Genomic DNA, 14002 nt, shown 5'->3' with positions numbered 1-14002 from the left:
CAGTGGCTTACTTCACCTGGCGGCAGTCGCGCAGGTGGATGCCGCCGGTGTCGATGTTGTCCACCACGCCTTCAAGCTTCACCCAGTCTTCCGAGCGCAGGGTGGCACCCAGGGCGCGCTGGTCGTTGGCCAGGGCGCAGTGCACGGTGAAGTTGGCGTTGTTGTCGTCGGACGACTGGCGCCCGCCGATGCCACCAATGCCCTTCATCTTGGTTACCAGGTAGCCGACTTCGAAGGTCTTGTTCATCCTGCTTTCCTGGGCGGTGTAGACCTGCCCATCGATCACGAAGCGGCGGCCGAAATACTTCACGAACATCGGCTGGTACAGCGAATCGGTATCCGGCAGCGGACCGTTGGAGAACAGGCTCTTCAGCGGCAGCCTGTTGATGTTGCGCTGCAGTTTCTTCGATTCCTTGCCCAGCACCGTGGACATACCCACGGCGGTGGCCTGGGTCGGCTTGTCAAAGCCGCTGGAAATGCGCACCGCTTCGGCGATGGCTTCGCCTTCCTTGCCTGTCTTGAGTTTGTTCAGCCAGCCGCAGAACGCCGAGCGTGCATCCTCATCCTTGGCGGTCTGGCCGCGCGCCAGCTTGGTGCCGATCAGCACCGTGCCGTTGTTGGTGATGGACACCGCCGTCACCAGCGGAACGTTGAGATCGGTCTGCATGACGTACATCTGGCCTTCGGTCTCGGTGTAGACATCACCGCTGACGAAGTTGTTGCCTTCATCCAGCGCCAGCTTGCGCAGCTGGCCCAGGCCGCTGCGCGGCTTCAGGCCGGGAATGGTGACTTCGGTGAGGAAGGTCTGGCCATTGCGCGGGTCGCCCACCGATTTGAAGTTCTGTTCGCAGGTGGCAGCTGCGACGCTGGCACTGGCACCCAGGGCGCAGGCTGCGACGAGGGTGAGGGGGAGAGTCCTGTTGTTCCACATGTTGCCGGTTCCTTGTGCTGGGAAGTCCATTCGGGGCCGCGGCGCCGGGCGGCCTGCCCCGTGGTTGCGGGGCGCGGCCCATCATAAGGGGCTGGGCGCGACAGGCAAAACGCCAGGTGCGACGGGGGGGCACCGCTGCAATGTTATAAACAGCGTAATAGTCTCCCGCGGCCACCGCGCGTAGCCTGACCGCAGTGCACAGGAGCTTTGCCATGGGCCACGACCACGATCACCTGCCATCGGAAATCCGCCACGAGAAACCGTTGTGGTGGGCCCTGGGGCTGACCACCACGTTCCTGTTGGTGGAAGTGGCGGGCGCGTTCTGGACCAACAGCCTGGCGCTGCTGTCCGATGCTGCGCACATGGCCACCGATACGCTGGCGCTGATGATCGCGCTGGTGGCGGTGCGCCTGAGCAGGCGGCCCCCCGACGCGCGGCGCACCTATGGGTATGCGCGGCTGGAAGCGCTGGGCGCGATGATCAATGGCGCGATGCTGTTCGTAGTGGCCGCCTATATCCTCTGGGAAGCGATCGAACGCTTCCGCCAGCCGCAGGACATCGCCTCGACCGGCATGCTGGTGATCGCCGCGTTCGGGCTGGTGATCAACCTGATTTCCATGCGCCTGCTGCAGGCCGGCAGCGGCGAAAGCCTGAACGTGAAGGGCGCCTACCTGGAAGTATGGGCCGACATGCTCGGTTCGGTGGCGGTGATCGTGGGCGCGCTGCTGATCCGCTGGACCGGGTGGAAGCCGATCGATCCGATCCTGGCGGTGCTGATCGGTCTGTGGGTGCTGCCGCGTACCTGGGTGCTGATGCGCGAGGCCATCAACGTGCTGCTGGAAGGCGTGCCCAAGGGCACCGATGTGGCTCGGGTACGCCAACGGCTGGGCGACCACGATGCGGTGCTGGATGTGCACGACCTGCACATCTGGGCGCTGGCATCGAGCACGCCGGCGCTGACCGCGCATGTGGTGATGCGCGAAGGCAGCGATGCCGACGCCCTGCGCCGCACGCTGAGCGATCGCCTGCATGATGAATTCGGCATCGAACATGTCACCCTGCAGGTGGAGGCCGACCACTGCGGTGAGGCCTGTGGCCAGCCGCCGGCGCATGGGCATGACCACGGGCATGAGCACGACCACAGCCACGACGCGCAGGGGCACCACGGCCACGTGCACCGGTAGCGGCGGGCCCGGCCCGGCGGGGCTACAATTCCTGCCTGCCTTTCCTCGCGTTGGAGACCCTGCAGTGACCCGTAAACTCGTACTGTTGCGCCATGGCCAGAGCCAGTGGAACCTGGACAACCGCTTCACCGGCTGGGTCGATGTCGACCTGACCGACCAGGGCCGCAGCGAGGCCGCCAACGCCGGCCGCCTGATGCGCGAAGAGGGCCTGCAGTTCGACGTGGCGCATACCTCGGTGCTCAAGCGCGCCATTCATACCCTGCAGGGTGCGCTGGCCGAACTGGGCCAGGACTGGCTGCCGGTCAACAAGTCCTGGCGCCTCAACGAACGCCACTATGGCGGTCTGCAGGGCCTGGACAAGGCCGAGACCGCGGCCAAGCATGGCGAGGACCAGGTCAAGGTGTGGCGTCGTTCGTACGACATCCCGCCGCCGCCGATGGAGCTGGAAGACCCGGGCCACCCGATCCACGACCGCCGCTATGCCGGCCTGGACCGCAATGCACTGCCGGGCACCGAATCACTGGCCACCACGCTCGATCGTGTGCTGCCGTACTGGCACGACGCCATCGCGCCGCAGCTGAAGGACGGCAAGACCGTGCTGGTCACTGCCCACGGCAACTCGCTGCGCGCGCTGTACAAGTACCTCAACAACGTGTCGCGCGAGGAGATCCTCGAGCTGAACATCCCGACCGGCATCCCGCTGCTGTTCGAACTGAACGACGACCTGACCGTGAAGTCGTTCCGCTATCTGGGCGACCCGGAAGCGGCACGCAAGGCCGCTGAAGCGGTGGCCAACCAGGGCAAGGCGAAATAACAAACAGAAGGCCGGCGCAAGCCGGCCTTTCCTTTTGTAGCGTCGAGCCATGCTCGACTGCCTTCATGTCGTGCGGAAAGCGTAGTCGAGCATGGCTCGACTCTACAAGGGCGGGCCCTGTGACCTTTGGCCGGTCCCCCGCACCTCCGGCCCGGCTAGGCTTGAGGATTCGCCGTCGGAGAGAGACTCCATGAACGTCCGCAACCTGGTCCCGCTGGGCCTGACCATCGCCATCGCTGCGTCGCTGGCCGCCTGTGGCAAGAACGAAACCGCGCCGGCCGCCACCGCCGATGCCAAGCCGGCCTTCGATCAGTCGCAGATCAAGACCCCGCTGATCTCGCTCAACAGCGCCGACCTGGATCCGTCCATCGCCGCCTGTACCGACCTCAATGGCTTCGTCAACAGCAAGTGGCTGGCCGCCAACCCGGTGCCGGGCGACCAGACCACCTGGGGCAGCTTCGAGATCCTGCGCGAGCGCTCGCTGGAAGTGCAGCACGCGCTGGTGCAGCAGGCCGCCGCCAGCCAGGCCAAGGCCGGTTCGGTGGAAGCCAAGATCGGTGATATCTGGAAGACCGGCAATGACGAAGCCAAGATCGAGGCCGCCGGCCTGGCACCGCTGCAGCCGCAGCTGGACAAGATTGCCGCCCTGAACGACACCGCCGCTCTCACCCAGTACCTGCGCGACAGCCAGGCCGAGGGCAAGGGCGTGCTGTTCTCGCTGTTCGCCAATGCCGATTACAAGGATTCAGCCAACGTGATCGCCTACGTCGGTCAGGGCGGCCTGGGCCTGCCGGAAAAGGGCTACTACTTCGACGAGGCGCAGGCCAAGATCCGCGATGCCTACGTGGCCTACATCGCCCAGGTGCTGACCCTGTCCGGCGTGGACGCGGCGCAGGCCGCCGAGCAGGCCAAGGCCGTGATGGCCTTTGAAACCCGCCTGGCGAAGGCCTCGATGTCGCGCATCGAAATGCGTGACCCGGCCAAGCGCTACAACCCGCTCAGCGCCGCCGAGGCCGACAAGCTGACCCCGAACTTCAGCTGGACCGCGCTGTTTGACACCCTGAAGGTGCCGGCCGCGCAGAAGTTCTCGCTGGCCCAGCCGGGCTTCTTCGGTGAAATGGACAAGATGCTGGCCGACGTGCCGGCCAGCACCTGGCAGGCTTACCTGCGCTTCCACACCATCGACGATGCCTCGCCGTACCTGAGCAGCACCTTCGAAAAGGCCAACTTCGATTTCTACGGCACCACCCTGCGTGGCCAGAAGGAAATGCAGCCGCGCTGGAAGCGCGTGCTGGAATCGGTGAACGGTGGCATGGGTGAAGCCCTGGGCCAGCTGTACGTCGATGCCGTGTTCCCGGCCGAATCGAAGGTGGCCATGCAGCACCTGGTGGAAAACCTGTCGCAGGCGCTGAAGGCGCGCCTGGAGCAGCTGCCGTGGATGGGTGAGGAAACCAGGAAGAAGGCACTGGAAAAGTGGGCCAGCTTCACCCCGAAGATCGGTTACCCGGACAAGTGGCGTGACTGGGCGGGCCTGCAGACCAACGGTGACAGCTACCTGGGCAACATGCAGGCGGCGCGCGCGTTCAACTACCGCTACATGCTGGACAAGATCGGCAAGCCGGTGGACAAGACCGAGTGGGGCATGACCCCGCAGACCGTCAATGCCTACTACAACGCCACCAAGAACGAGATCGTGTTCCCGGCGGCGATCCTGCAGGCGCCGTTCTTCGACGCCAAGGCCGATCCGGCGCTGAACTACGGCGGCATCGGTGCGGTCATCGGCCACGAAATGATGCACGGCTACGACGATTCGGGCAGCCAGTTCGCCGCCAACGGCAACTTCGACAACTGGTGGACCGACGCTGACCGCAAGGCCTTCACCGAACGCACCGACCAGCTGGTGGCGCAGTTCGACGGCTACGAGTCGGTGCCGGGCGTGTTCGTGAAGGGCAAGCTGACCCTGGGCGAGAACATCGGCGACCTGGGCGGCCTGACCGTGGCCTACGACGCGCTGCAGATGGCGCTGAAGGAAGACCCGAAGGCGAATGTGGAGGTCGATGGTCACACCCAGGACCAGCGCTTCTTCATGAACTGGGCCACCGTGTGGCGCCGCAACTTCACCGATGGCGAGCTGCGCGTGCGCCTGAACACCGATCCGCACGCACCGGCCAACTTCCGTGCCAATGGCGCACCGTCGAACATGCCCTCGTTTGCCGCCGCGTTCCAGTGCAAGGCCGGCGATGCGATGGTGCGCGCCGACGACAAGCGCGTGGTGATCTGGTAATCCTCGCCGCGCGAGTGTAGTTGCAGAAAGGCCCGGCGAAAGCCGGGCCTTTTCCTTTTTCTGCGGTGGCAGCCGATCAGGCCAGCGCCGGTTCGCGCTTCAGCATGCCGTGGAAGCGCTTGAGTACATACGGGTCGATCAATCCGCCGGACTGCTCTTCCAGGATGCGCAGCACGGCGTCGTGTTCCATCGCGCCGCGGTAGGGGCGGACACTGGTCATCGCGTCGTAGGCATCGGCGATGGCCACGATGCGCGCACCCAGCGGAATCGATTCGCCGTGCAGGCCATCGGGATAACCGCTGCCATCGAAGGCTTCATGATGGGCACGGATCATCCGCGCCACCGCTGTGGCATCGCTGCGCCCGGTGGCCAGGAAGATGTGTTCGCCGCGCACCGGATGCTCGCGCATGATGTCGCGCTCTTCGAGGGTGTGCTGGCGTGGGCTGAGCAGTACGTCATCGGGAATGCCGATCTTGCCGATGTCGTGGAAGCGTGCGGCCAGGCCGATCAACGCGCAGGTCTCGTCCTGCTGGTCGCAGTGCGCGGCCAGGCGCTGGGCCAGCACCCCCACCCGGTCGCAGTGGTAGCGGGTGTAGGCATCGCGCATCTGCAGCGACATCGACAGCGCATCGATCAGGCAGGCATGTTCGTGCAGCAGGTCTGGGGCTTGGGAGTGGGGCATCGGCATGGAAGCGCAGGCAGTGCGCGAAAGCGACCGGCCCGCAGCTGCGGGCCGGTCTGGGAGAGTGACGCCTAGGGTAACGCGTGCGGCCTGTGCACTGTGTGGCGCGCTGGCCGCGCGCGGTCAGCCGCTGGTCTGCAGCTGGATGCGGTTGGCCTTGGCGAACGCGTCCTGCGCATCGCTCAACGCCTGCATGTCCGTGTCCATCTTCGTGGTGGCCTCATCCAGCGCCTGCAGCAGCGGCGTCACCTGCTCTTCGGTGTAGCCATCGGGCAGGGCGGCGATCTTCTGCATCACCGCGAACATATCGGCCGTGCTCTGTACCGAATCACGCAGGTCCTGGTGCAGGGCATCGGCATCCTTGCCGTGGGTCAGCAGCTCGATATGGGTCAGCCGGTCGGTGGCTTCCTTGTGGGCATTGTCCAGGCCGAAGCGGAACTGTTCCAGGCTCTTGCCATCCTGCAGCGCGGCCTGGAAGGCTTCGCCACGTGCGCCTTCGGTCCACAGCTGCACCGTCCTCACCATGCTGTTCCAGCTGGCAACGTTCTCGTAAAGGTAATCGCGGTTGCTCATGCCACTGTGGCAGGCGGCCAGCAGGCCCAGGCTGGTAGCCAGCAGAAGAGGGGCGAATCGATTCACAACAACACTCCTTGTCGCGGGCGCAGGAACGAGAAATGTGCCTTTCCACCGCCCGCAGCGGAATGGCACCGGGGGATGCGGTCAGCGCACGGCCAGGGTCAGCAGCAGGGCACGGGCGGCGTTGAAGCGGTCTTCCGGCAACGGCAGCGGGTGCTTGATGCGCAGCTTGTCCGGCCCTTCCATCGCGTACAGGTTTGGCTGTTTCTGGATCAGCTGGATCACCGCCATCGGGTCGATGTTGGGTTTGGATTCGAACACGATGCGGCCGCCGTTCTCGCCAAGGTCCAGCTTGCGGATGCCCAGCGTGTTGGCCTGCAGCTTCAGTTCGGCAATGGCGAACAGGTTCTTGGCTGGGTCCGGCAGCAGGCCGAACCGATCGATCATCTCCACCTGCAGTTCGCGCAGCTCGGCGCTGTCGCGCGCGCTGGAAATGCGCTTGTACAGGGTCAGGCGGGTGTGCACGTCCGGCAGATAGTCTTCCGGAATCAGCGCCGGCACATGCAGTTCCACTTCGGCACCGCGCACTTCTTCGCCGGCATCCAGGTCGGGCAGCTTGCCTTGGCGGATGCTGCGCACCGCGCGCTCCAGCAGTTCGGTGTACAGGCTGAAGCCCACTTCGGCCATCTGCCCGCTCTGGTCCTCACCCAGCAGTTCACCGGCGCCACGGATTTCCAGATCGTGCGTGGCCAGAGTGAAGCCGGCGCCCAGCTCGTCCATCGAGGCGATCGCTTCCAGGCGCTTTTCGGCGTCCGGGGTGATCGAGCGGCGGTCGGGCACCACCAGATAGGCATAGGCGCGGTGGTGCGAACGGCCCACGCGGCCGCGCAGCTGGTGCAGCTGGGCCAGGCCGAAGCGGTCGGCACGGTTGATGATGATGGTGTTGGCGTTGGGGATGTCGATGCCCGATTCGATGATCGTGGTCGACAGCAGCACGTTGAAGCGCTGCTTCTGGAAGTCCAGCATCACCTTTTCCAGCTCGCGTTCGGGCATCTGCCCGTGGGCGATGCCGATGCGCGCTTCGGGCACCAGCTCGGACAGCTCGCGCTGCATGCGGCCGATGCTCTCCACGTCGTTGTGCAGGAAATACAGCTGGCCACCGCGCGACAGTTCACGCTGGAACGCTTCGCGCAGCAGCGCGTTGTCCCACTGGGTGATGAAGGTCTGCACTGCCAGCCGGTTCGGCGGCGGGGTGGCGATGATCGACAGGTCGCGCAGGCCGGCCATGGCCATGTTCAAGGTGCGCGGAATCGGGGTGGCGGTCAGGGTCAGCAGGTGCACGTTGGCGCGCAGCGCCTTCAGCGCTTCCTTCTGGCGCACGCCGAAACGCTGTTCCTCGTCGACGATGACCATGCCCAGGTCCTTGAACTTCACGTCCGGCTGCAGCAGGCGATGGGTGCCGACGATCACATCGATGGTGCCGGCGGCGACCTTCTCCAGCTCGGCCTTGATTTCCTTGCTGGTCTTGAAGCGCGACAGCACTTCGACCTTCATGGGGTAATCGGCGAAGCGGTCGCGGAAGTTGCGGAAGTGCTGTTCGGCCAGCAGCGTGGTCGGCACCAGTACCGCCACCTGCTTGCCGGCGCTGGCGGCCGCAAAGGCGGCGCGCACGGCCACTTCGGTCTTGCCGAAGCCCACGTCGCCGCAGACCACGCGGTCCATCGGCTGGCTGCTGGCCAGGTCGCGCAGGGTGGCGTCGATGGCGGCCAGCTGGTCGGGGGTTTCCTCGAACGGGAAGCCGGCCGCGAACGGTTCGTACATGGCGCGGTCCACGTGCAGCGCCAGGCCCGCGCGGGCCTGGCGGCGCGCCTGGATTTCCAGCAGTTCGGCGGCTACGTCGCGCACCTTTTCTGCGGCCTTGCGCTTGGCCTTGCTCCATTGCTCGCCGCCCAGCGAGTGCAGCGGCGCCGTTTCCGCCGATGCGCCGGAGTAGCGGCTGATCAGGTGCAGCTGCGCCACCGGCACGTACAGCCGGTCGCCCTTGGCGTACTCGATTTCCAGGAATTCGCCGGGCATGCCGCCCACGTCCATGGCAATCAGGCCGCGGTAGCGGCCCACGCCGTGGTCTTCGTGCACGATCGGCGCGCCCTCGGTCAGCTCGCCCAGGTCGCGGATGATCGCTTCGGGCTCGCGGCCGGCGCGGCGCGTGCGGCGGGTGTTGCCCGCACGTTCGGGGAACAGCTGGCGTTCGGTGAGCACCGCAATGCGCGGTTCGTCCAGTGCGAAACCGTCTTCCAGCGCGGCCACGGTAATGGCGAAGCGCTCGGGGCTGTGCAGGAACGTCGGCAGATCGGCCAGCACCGGCGGCTTCAGTTCCGCGGCCTGCAGCACTTCCAGCAGGGCTTCACGGCGGCCGGGTGAATCGGCCGCGATCAGCACCCGGCCCGGGTAATGGGCCAGGAAGGATTTCAGTGCATCACCGGCCGGCGCGTCGCGCGCGGCCACCGGCAGCGGCGGCAGCGGCTGGTCGCCCAGCGCATGGGCATCGGCAATGCGTGCATGGTCGGCGGCCCACACTTCGATGCGCGCGGCATCGTTCAGGCGCTCGCGCAGCAGATCCGGCGAGAGGTACAGCGCCGACGGCGGCAGCAGCGGCCGTTCCACATCGTGGCGCCGTTGCTCGTAACGCTCGGCGGTCTGGGTCCAGAAGGTCTCGGCGGCCTCACCGGCGCCGGCACACAGCACCGGCAGGCTGCCCGCCGGCAGGTAATCGAACAGCGTGGCGGTGCGTTCGAAGAACAGCGGCAGGTAGTACTCGATACCGGCCGGCGCCAGTCCGGATTTCAGATCCTGGTACAACGCGCTGCGGCGCGTATCCACGTCGAAGCGTTCGCGCAGGGTGCCCAGTACGCGCGCAATGCTGGCCTCGTCCATCGGCACTTCGCGGCCGGGCAGCATGTGCACGGCCTCGACCTTGTCCAGCGAGCGCTGGCTTTCCGGGTCGAAGGCGCGGATCGAATCGATGTCCTCGTCCAGCAGCTCCACCCGCAGTGGCTCGTCGGCGCCCATCGGGAACACGTCCAGCAGGCCACCGCGCACAGCGAAATCACCCGGGTCCATCACCTGCGGCACGTTGCGGTAGCCGGCACTTTCCAGGCGGCGCTTCTCGGCCTCCAGGTCCAGGCGCTGGCCGACCTTCAGGTCGAAGCTGCCGCCGATCACATAGCTCTGCGGTGCCAGCTGCTGCAGCAGGGTCTGCACCGGCACGATCACCAGGCCACGCTTCAGCGTGGGCAGGCGGTGCAGAGCGGCCAGGCGCTGCGAAATGATGTCCGGGTGCGGGCTGAAGCGGTCGTAGGGCAGCGTTTCCCAATCGGGGAAGGCGACCACCGGCAGCGACGGATCGGCGCCCAGCAGGGTGTGCAGATCGGCTTCCAGCTGGCTGGCGCCGTGGTTGTCACGGGCGATGACCAGCAGCGGCGCATCGTGTACGCGTGCGGCCTGCACCAGGTACCAAGCCAGTGCAGTGGGCGAGGCGGGGGCGCGCCACCAGGCGCGAAGCTGGCCGGCACGGGGCAGCGGCGGGGCGGGGTATGAAGTACGCGACATGGACCGCCGATCTTAACAGATGCCCTTGTCGTGACCGTGTGCGGAAGGTCGCGGCCGGATCGGCTCGCCGGGCATGGCCCGGCGCTACCGGAATGTCTGTCGCATCGCGGCACGCCAGGCGGGGCCCGGGGTTACCTCAGTTGTCCAGTTCCAGCACCATGCGCACCAGGCCTTCGGCGCCATTGGGGTGCGGCACCGGCTTGAAGCCCAGCGAGGCGGCCAGCTGCTTCATCGGCTCGTTCTCGGCGGCCACATCGCCGTACAGGCGGTCCAGGTACTTGCCGCGGCCCCACTTCACCAGCTTGCGCATCAGCTGCCGGCCCAGACCCTGGCCGATCAGGAAGCGGCTGATCAAGATCGCGTACTCGGCTTCACGGGTGCCGGGAATGATCGAGGCCCGCGCCACCGCGCCCACCACCGCTTCACCGGCCGGCAGCGATTCGGCCGCCACCAGGGTGATCTCGGTCTTGGGGTTGGGATGGGTCAGGCGCTGGGTGGTTTCCGGCGAAAGCTCGGTGACCGCCTGCAGGAAACGGTCGCGGATTTCTTCCGGCCCGAACAGGCTGAAGGCGGCCTGCAGCGGCGCGCCGTCTTCCGGGCGGATGGGGCGGATCAGCAGCTCGTGGCCGCTGGGAGCCTTGAAGATCTCATGCCAGGGCGGCATGCGGTTGCGAGTGGCCATACCGGGTGGTTCCTTGGTGGTCCATCGATTGTGGCATCACCGAGGCTGTGTTCCGTGAACAAAAGGCTCACGCGGGTACAGCCTCGTGAAGACGACCGATCGTCGCTTATTCGGCGGTCTTCAACCAGTCCAGGCGGGTGGTGGCACCGGGTTCACCCAGGTGCTGGCGCAGCGCCGGCAGGGCCGGGCCGACCACCCGGTCGAACTGCCAGGGGGCGTTGAGCACCAGCATGCCGCTGCCGTTGAGGCGCAGCGGGGAGTCGTCCGGGCGTACCAGGAATTCGATGGTCAGGGCCGACTTCACCGGCAGGGCGGTGGCCTTGCGCAGGAAATGCAGGATGGTGCGGCGCTGCTTGATCGGGAACCAGACCGCGCAGGTAGCCTGCGGCCAGCGTGCCAGGGTTTCGGCCAGGGCGGCCAGAATTGCCTGGTACTCGGCATCCTGCGCCTCGTAGGGCGGGTCGATCAGGACCAGACCGCGGCCGATCTTGCTGCCATTGACCTTGGGCGGCAGCAGGGCGCGCAGCTGGCCGTAGCCGTCGCCGGGGTGTACGCCCACGCGGTTGTCATGGGCGAACAGCGCCTTCAGCGAAGCGGCTTCGTCTTCCTGCAGCTCGCACACCGCCATGCGGTCCTGTGCGCGCATGGCCTGGGCAGTCAGCAGCGGCGAGCCGGGGTAGGTGATCATCGCCCCCACCGGGTTGTCGGCCTGCACCGCCTTCAGATAGCGCTCCACTACCTCGGGCAGCTTGGGCTGGGCCATCAGCCGCATGATCCCGGATTCGGCCTCCAGGGTCTTGCGGCTCTCTTCGCTGGCCAGCAGGTAGCGGCCAGCGCCGCCGTGGGTGTCCAGCACGAAGAACGGGCTGTCCTTGCGCTTGAAGCTGTCGATCAGGGCCAACTGCACGATGTGCTTGAGGACATCGGCATGGTTGCCGGCATGGAAGGCGTGGCGATAGTTCATGGGCGGCAGTGTACGGGGCGGCGGCCGCAGCGGCTATGCTGCGCGCCATGACAGCGCCCGTTGCCCATGTGCTGGTGGTTGAAGACGAAGCCGCCATTGCCGAAACCGTGCTCTACGCCCTGCGCAGCGAAGGCTACGCGGCCAGCCATTGCCTGCTGGGCGGGGAAGCGCTGCAGCGCCTGCAGGCTGGGGGCATCGACCTGCTGGTGCTGGATGTGGGCCTGCCCGACCTGGGTGGCTTCGAGGTCTGCCGGCGCCTGCGCGCGCTGCCCGGCGCGGTGGCGCAGCTGCCGGTGATCTTCCTGACCGCCCGCAACGACGAACTGGACCGGGTGCTGGGCCTGGAGCTGGGCGCGGACGATTACATGACCAAGCCGTTTTCACCGCGCGAACTGGTGGCGCGAGTACGCGCCCGCCTGCGCCGCGTGCCTGCGCCCGCTGTGCCCGCCCCGGCCGCGGGGGACGAAGCCGGTTGGCGCGAAACGGGCGCCTTTGCGATCGACCGCGAGGGCCGGCGCATCCGTTTCCAGGGCCAGCCGCTGGAACTGACGCGTTATGAGTACGCCCTGCTGGAGGCCCTGCTGCAGCGCCCCGGCGCCATTCTCAGCCGCGCCCAGCTGATGGACCGTGGCTGGGACAGCAGCGCCGACAGCGCCGACCGCACCGTCGACACCCACGTGAAGACCCTGCGCGCCAAGCTGCGCGCGGCCGGCGCCAGCGACGACCCGATCCGCACCCACCGCGGCGTGGGTTACGCACTGCAGGTGTAGCCATGCGGCTGATGCTGAAACTGTTCCTGGGCTTCTTCCTGATCGTGGGTATCGCCGCGTTCTTCGTCATGCGCGTGTTCGTGAACGAAGTGAAGCCTGGCGTGCGCCAGGCAATGGAATCCACGCTGGTGGACGCGGCCAACGTACTGGCCGAAATGGCCGCCGCCGACGTCAAGGCCGGCACCATCGGCAGTGGCAGCTTCACCCGCAACCTGGCCAAGGCGCGGCAGCGCGACCTGAAGGCCATGGTCTGGCGCTTCCCCAAGCGCGCGCTGGATTACCGGGTCACGATCACCGATGCGCGCGGCATCGTGATCTACGACTCGCTGGGGCGCGACGTGGGCCGCGACAATTCGCGCTGGAACGATGTCTACCGTACCCTGCGCGGCGAATATGGCGCGCGCTCCAGCCCGGAAATCCCGGGCGAGGAAGGCAACACGGTGATGCACGTGGCCGCGCCGGTGTACGACCCGGCCGATGGCCACACGCTGATCGGCGTACTCAGCCTGGCCCAGCCCAACCGCAGCATTGACCCGTTCATTGCGGCCAGCCAGCGCGCCATCATCGAGCGCGGTGCGTGGCTGATCGGCCTGTCGGCGCTGGTGGGCATCCTGGTCACCGTGTGGCTGACCCGCGGCCTGGGCCAGCTCAGCCACTATGCACGTGCGGTCACCAACGGCGAGCCGGTGCCACCGCCGCGGCGCCGCCGCGACGAGATCGGCGAGCTGGGCCAGGCGCTGGAAACGATGCGCCGCAAGCTGGAAGGCAAGGCCTATGTCGAACAGTACGTGCAGTCGCTGACGCATGAAATGAAGAGCCCGCTGGCCGCGATCCGGGGCGCAGCGGAACTGCTGCAGGAACCGATGTCCGATGCGGACCGCGCGCATTTCGCGCGCAGCATTGTCGACCAGCAGCAGCGACTGACCGAGACCATCGACAAGCTGCTGGCGCTGGCCGAAGTGGAACAGCACGGGTGGCTGCAGACCCGCGAGCCGATCCAGGCGGGCGCACTGCTGGACGAAGCGGCCAGCGCCGCGCAGGTGCGTGCGCAGGCGGCCGACGTGCAGGTGGCCGCCCAGGCTGCAGCGGGCCTGCAGGTACAGGGCGATGGTTACCTGTTGCGCCAGGCCCTGCACAACCTGATCGACAATGCGGTGGCGTTCTCGCCGCCCGGTGCCGTGGTGGAACTTTCCGCGCAGGCCGAGGGGCAGGGCGTTCGCCTGCAGGTGGCCGACCGTGGTGCGGGCATTCCCGATTACGCACGCGAGCGGGTGTTCGAGCGCTTCTATTCACTGGCCCGGCCCGGCAGCGGCCGTCGCAGTTCAGGGCTGGGCCTGCCTTTCGTGCAGGAGGTGGCGCGCCTGCACGACGGGCGTACCACGCTGACCGCGCGCGAAGGCGGCGGTACCCTGGCCGAGCTGTGGTTGCCGAAGGGCGGACCGGGCAAGCGTCCCCGCCGCTGACTTCACACTCACTTCAACTTCGCCACAAACCGCGCTCACCGGC

11 protein-coding genes are annotated in these 14002 nt (G+C 66.9%); 5 read left to right on the top strand and 6 right to left on the bottom strand.

The annotated features are described in order from the left end of the window. Nucleotides 1-7: 7 nt before the first annotated feature. Entirely contained in the window at nucleotides 8-931 is a 924-nt protein-coding gene (locus RTY46_RS00510) for a hypothetical protein (RefSeq protein WP_312706161.1), read from the bottom strand. 212 nt (nucleotides 932-1143) lie between these two features. Between RTY46_RS00510 and RTY46_RS00505 the strand changes: the two genes are divergently transcribed. From RTY46_RS00505 to RTY46_RS00495, 3 genes are all read left to right on the top strand, one after another. Continuing rightward, a complete protein-coding gene (locus RTY46_RS00505; RefSeq protein WP_312706160.1) occupies nucleotides 1144-2115 on the top strand; it encodes a cation diffusion facilitator family transporter in 972 nt (323 codons plus the stop codon). Between the two features lie 64 nt (nucleotides 2116-2179). After that, entirely contained in the window at nucleotides 2180-2929 is a 750-nt protein-coding gene (gpmA, locus tag RTY46_RS00500) for a 2,3-diphosphoglycerate-dependent phosphoglycerate mutase (RefSeq protein WP_108768246.1), read from the top strand. A gap of 190 nt (nucleotides 2930-3119) precedes the next feature. Further along, nucleotides 3120-5213 (top strand): M13 family metallopeptidase, encoded by a 2094-nt coding sequence (locus RTY46_RS00495; protein ID WP_312706159.1) that lies wholly within the window; start codon nucleotides 3120-3122, stop codon nucleotides 5211-5213. 76 nt (nucleotides 5214-5289) lie between these two features. On the opposite strand, the gene RTY46_RS00490 is transcribed toward RTY46_RS00495, so the two are convergent. From RTY46_RS00490 to rlmJ, 5 genes are all read right to left on the bottom strand, one after another. Further along, on the bottom strand, nucleotides 5290-5895 hold the full coding sequence (locus tag RTY46_RS00490) for an HD domain-containing phosphohydrolase (protein ID WP_312706158.1): 606 nt from the start codon (nucleotides 5893-5895) through the stop codon (nucleotides 5290-5292). Between the two features lie 123 nt (nucleotides 5896-6018). Continuing rightward, nucleotides 6019-6534 (bottom strand): hypothetical protein, encoded by a 516-nt coding sequence (locus RTY46_RS00485; RefSeq protein WP_312706157.1) that lies wholly within the window; start codon nucleotides 6532-6534, stop codon nucleotides 6019-6021. An 81-nt stretch (nucleotides 6535-6615) separates the two neighbouring features. Beyond that, the gene (mfd, locus tag RTY46_RS00480) at nucleotides 6616-10080 is read right to left on the bottom strand and encodes a transcription-repair coupling factor (RefSeq protein ID WP_312706156.1); all 3465 of its coding nucleotides are present in this window, start codon (nucleotides 10078-10080) and stop codon (nucleotides 6616-6618) included. Nucleotides 10081-10216: 136 nt separating this feature from the next. Then, nucleotides 10217-10762 (bottom strand): GNAT family N-acetyltransferase, encoded by a 546-nt coding sequence (locus RTY46_RS00475; RefSeq protein WP_019659177.1) that lies wholly within the window; start codon nucleotides 10760-10762, stop codon nucleotides 10217-10219. Between the two features lie 106 nt (nucleotides 10763-10868). Beyond that, a complete protein-coding gene (gene rlmJ / locus RTY46_RS00470; RefSeq protein ID WP_312706155.1) occupies nucleotides 10869-11726 on the bottom strand; it encodes a 23S rRNA (adenine(2030)-N(6))-methyltransferase RlmJ in 858 nt (285 codons plus the stop codon). A 35-nt stretch (nucleotides 11727-11761) separates the two neighbouring features. On the opposite strand from rlmJ, the gene creB reads away from it, so the two are divergent. Together creB and creC are read left to right on the top strand one after the other, a co-directional pair. Then, a complete protein-coding gene (creB, locus tag RTY46_RS00465; RefSeq protein WP_312706154.1) occupies nucleotides 11762-12496 on the top strand; it encodes a two-component system response regulator CreB in 735 nt (244 codons plus the stop codon). Nucleotides 12497-12498: 2 nt separating this feature from the next. Then, nucleotides 12499-13959, top strand: a complete 1461-nt coding sequence (gene creC / locus RTY46_RS00460; protein WP_312706153.1) for a two-component system sensor histidine kinase CreC — start codon at nucleotides 12499-12501, stop codon at nucleotides 13957-13959. Nucleotides 13960-14002 lie beyond the last annotated feature (43 nt).

Origin of the sequence: Stenotrophomonas sp., from assembly GCF_032056425.1 — a bacterium.
Classification (GTDB): Bacteria; Pseudomonadota; Gammaproteobacteria; order Xanthomonadales; family Xanthomonadaceae; genus Stenotrophomonas.
The sequence above is the reverse complement of the archived record's forward strand: the minus strand, read 5'-3'. Positions and strand labels throughout refer to the sequence as shown.

What these genes read in the sequence shown, in the direction of transcription:
- RTY46_RS00510 (WP_312706161.1), bottom strand. Translation starts at nt 931, where the DNA reads ATGTGGAACAACAGGACTCTCCCCCTCACCCTCGTCGCAGCCTGCGCC.
- RTY46_RS00505 (WP_312706160.1), top strand. Translation starts at nt 1,144, where the DNA reads ATGGGCCACGACCACGATCACCTGCCATCGGAAATCCGCCACGAGAAA.
- RTY46_RS00495 (WP_312706159.1), top strand. Translation starts at nt 3,120, where the DNA reads ATGAACGTCCGCAACCTGGTCCCGCTGGGCCTGACCATCGCCATCGCT.
- RTY46_RS00490 (WP_312706158.1), bottom strand. Translation starts at nt 5,895, where the DNA reads ATGCCCCACTCCCAAGCCCCAGACCTGCTGCACGAACATGCCTGCCTG.
- mfd (WP_312706156.1), bottom strand. Translation starts at nt 10,080, where the DNA reads ATGTCGCGTACTTCATACCCCGCCCCGCCGCTGCCCCGTGCCGGCCAG.
- RTY46_RS00475 (WP_019659177.1), bottom strand. Translation starts at nt 10,762, where the DNA reads ATGGCCACTCGCAACCGCATGCCGCCCTGGCATGAGATCTTCAAGGCT.
- rlmJ (WP_312706155.1), bottom strand. Translation starts at nt 11,726, where the DNA reads ATGAACTATCGCCACGCCTTCCATGCCGGCAACCATGCCGATGTCCTC.
- creB (WP_312706154.1), top strand. Translation starts at nt 11,762, where the DNA reads ATGCTGCGCGCCATGACAGCGCCCGTTGCCCATGTGCTGGTGGTTGAA.
- creC (WP_312706153.1), top strand. Translation starts at nt 12,499, where the DNA reads ATGCGGCTGATGCTGAAACTGTTCCTGGGCTTCTTCCTGATCGTGGGT.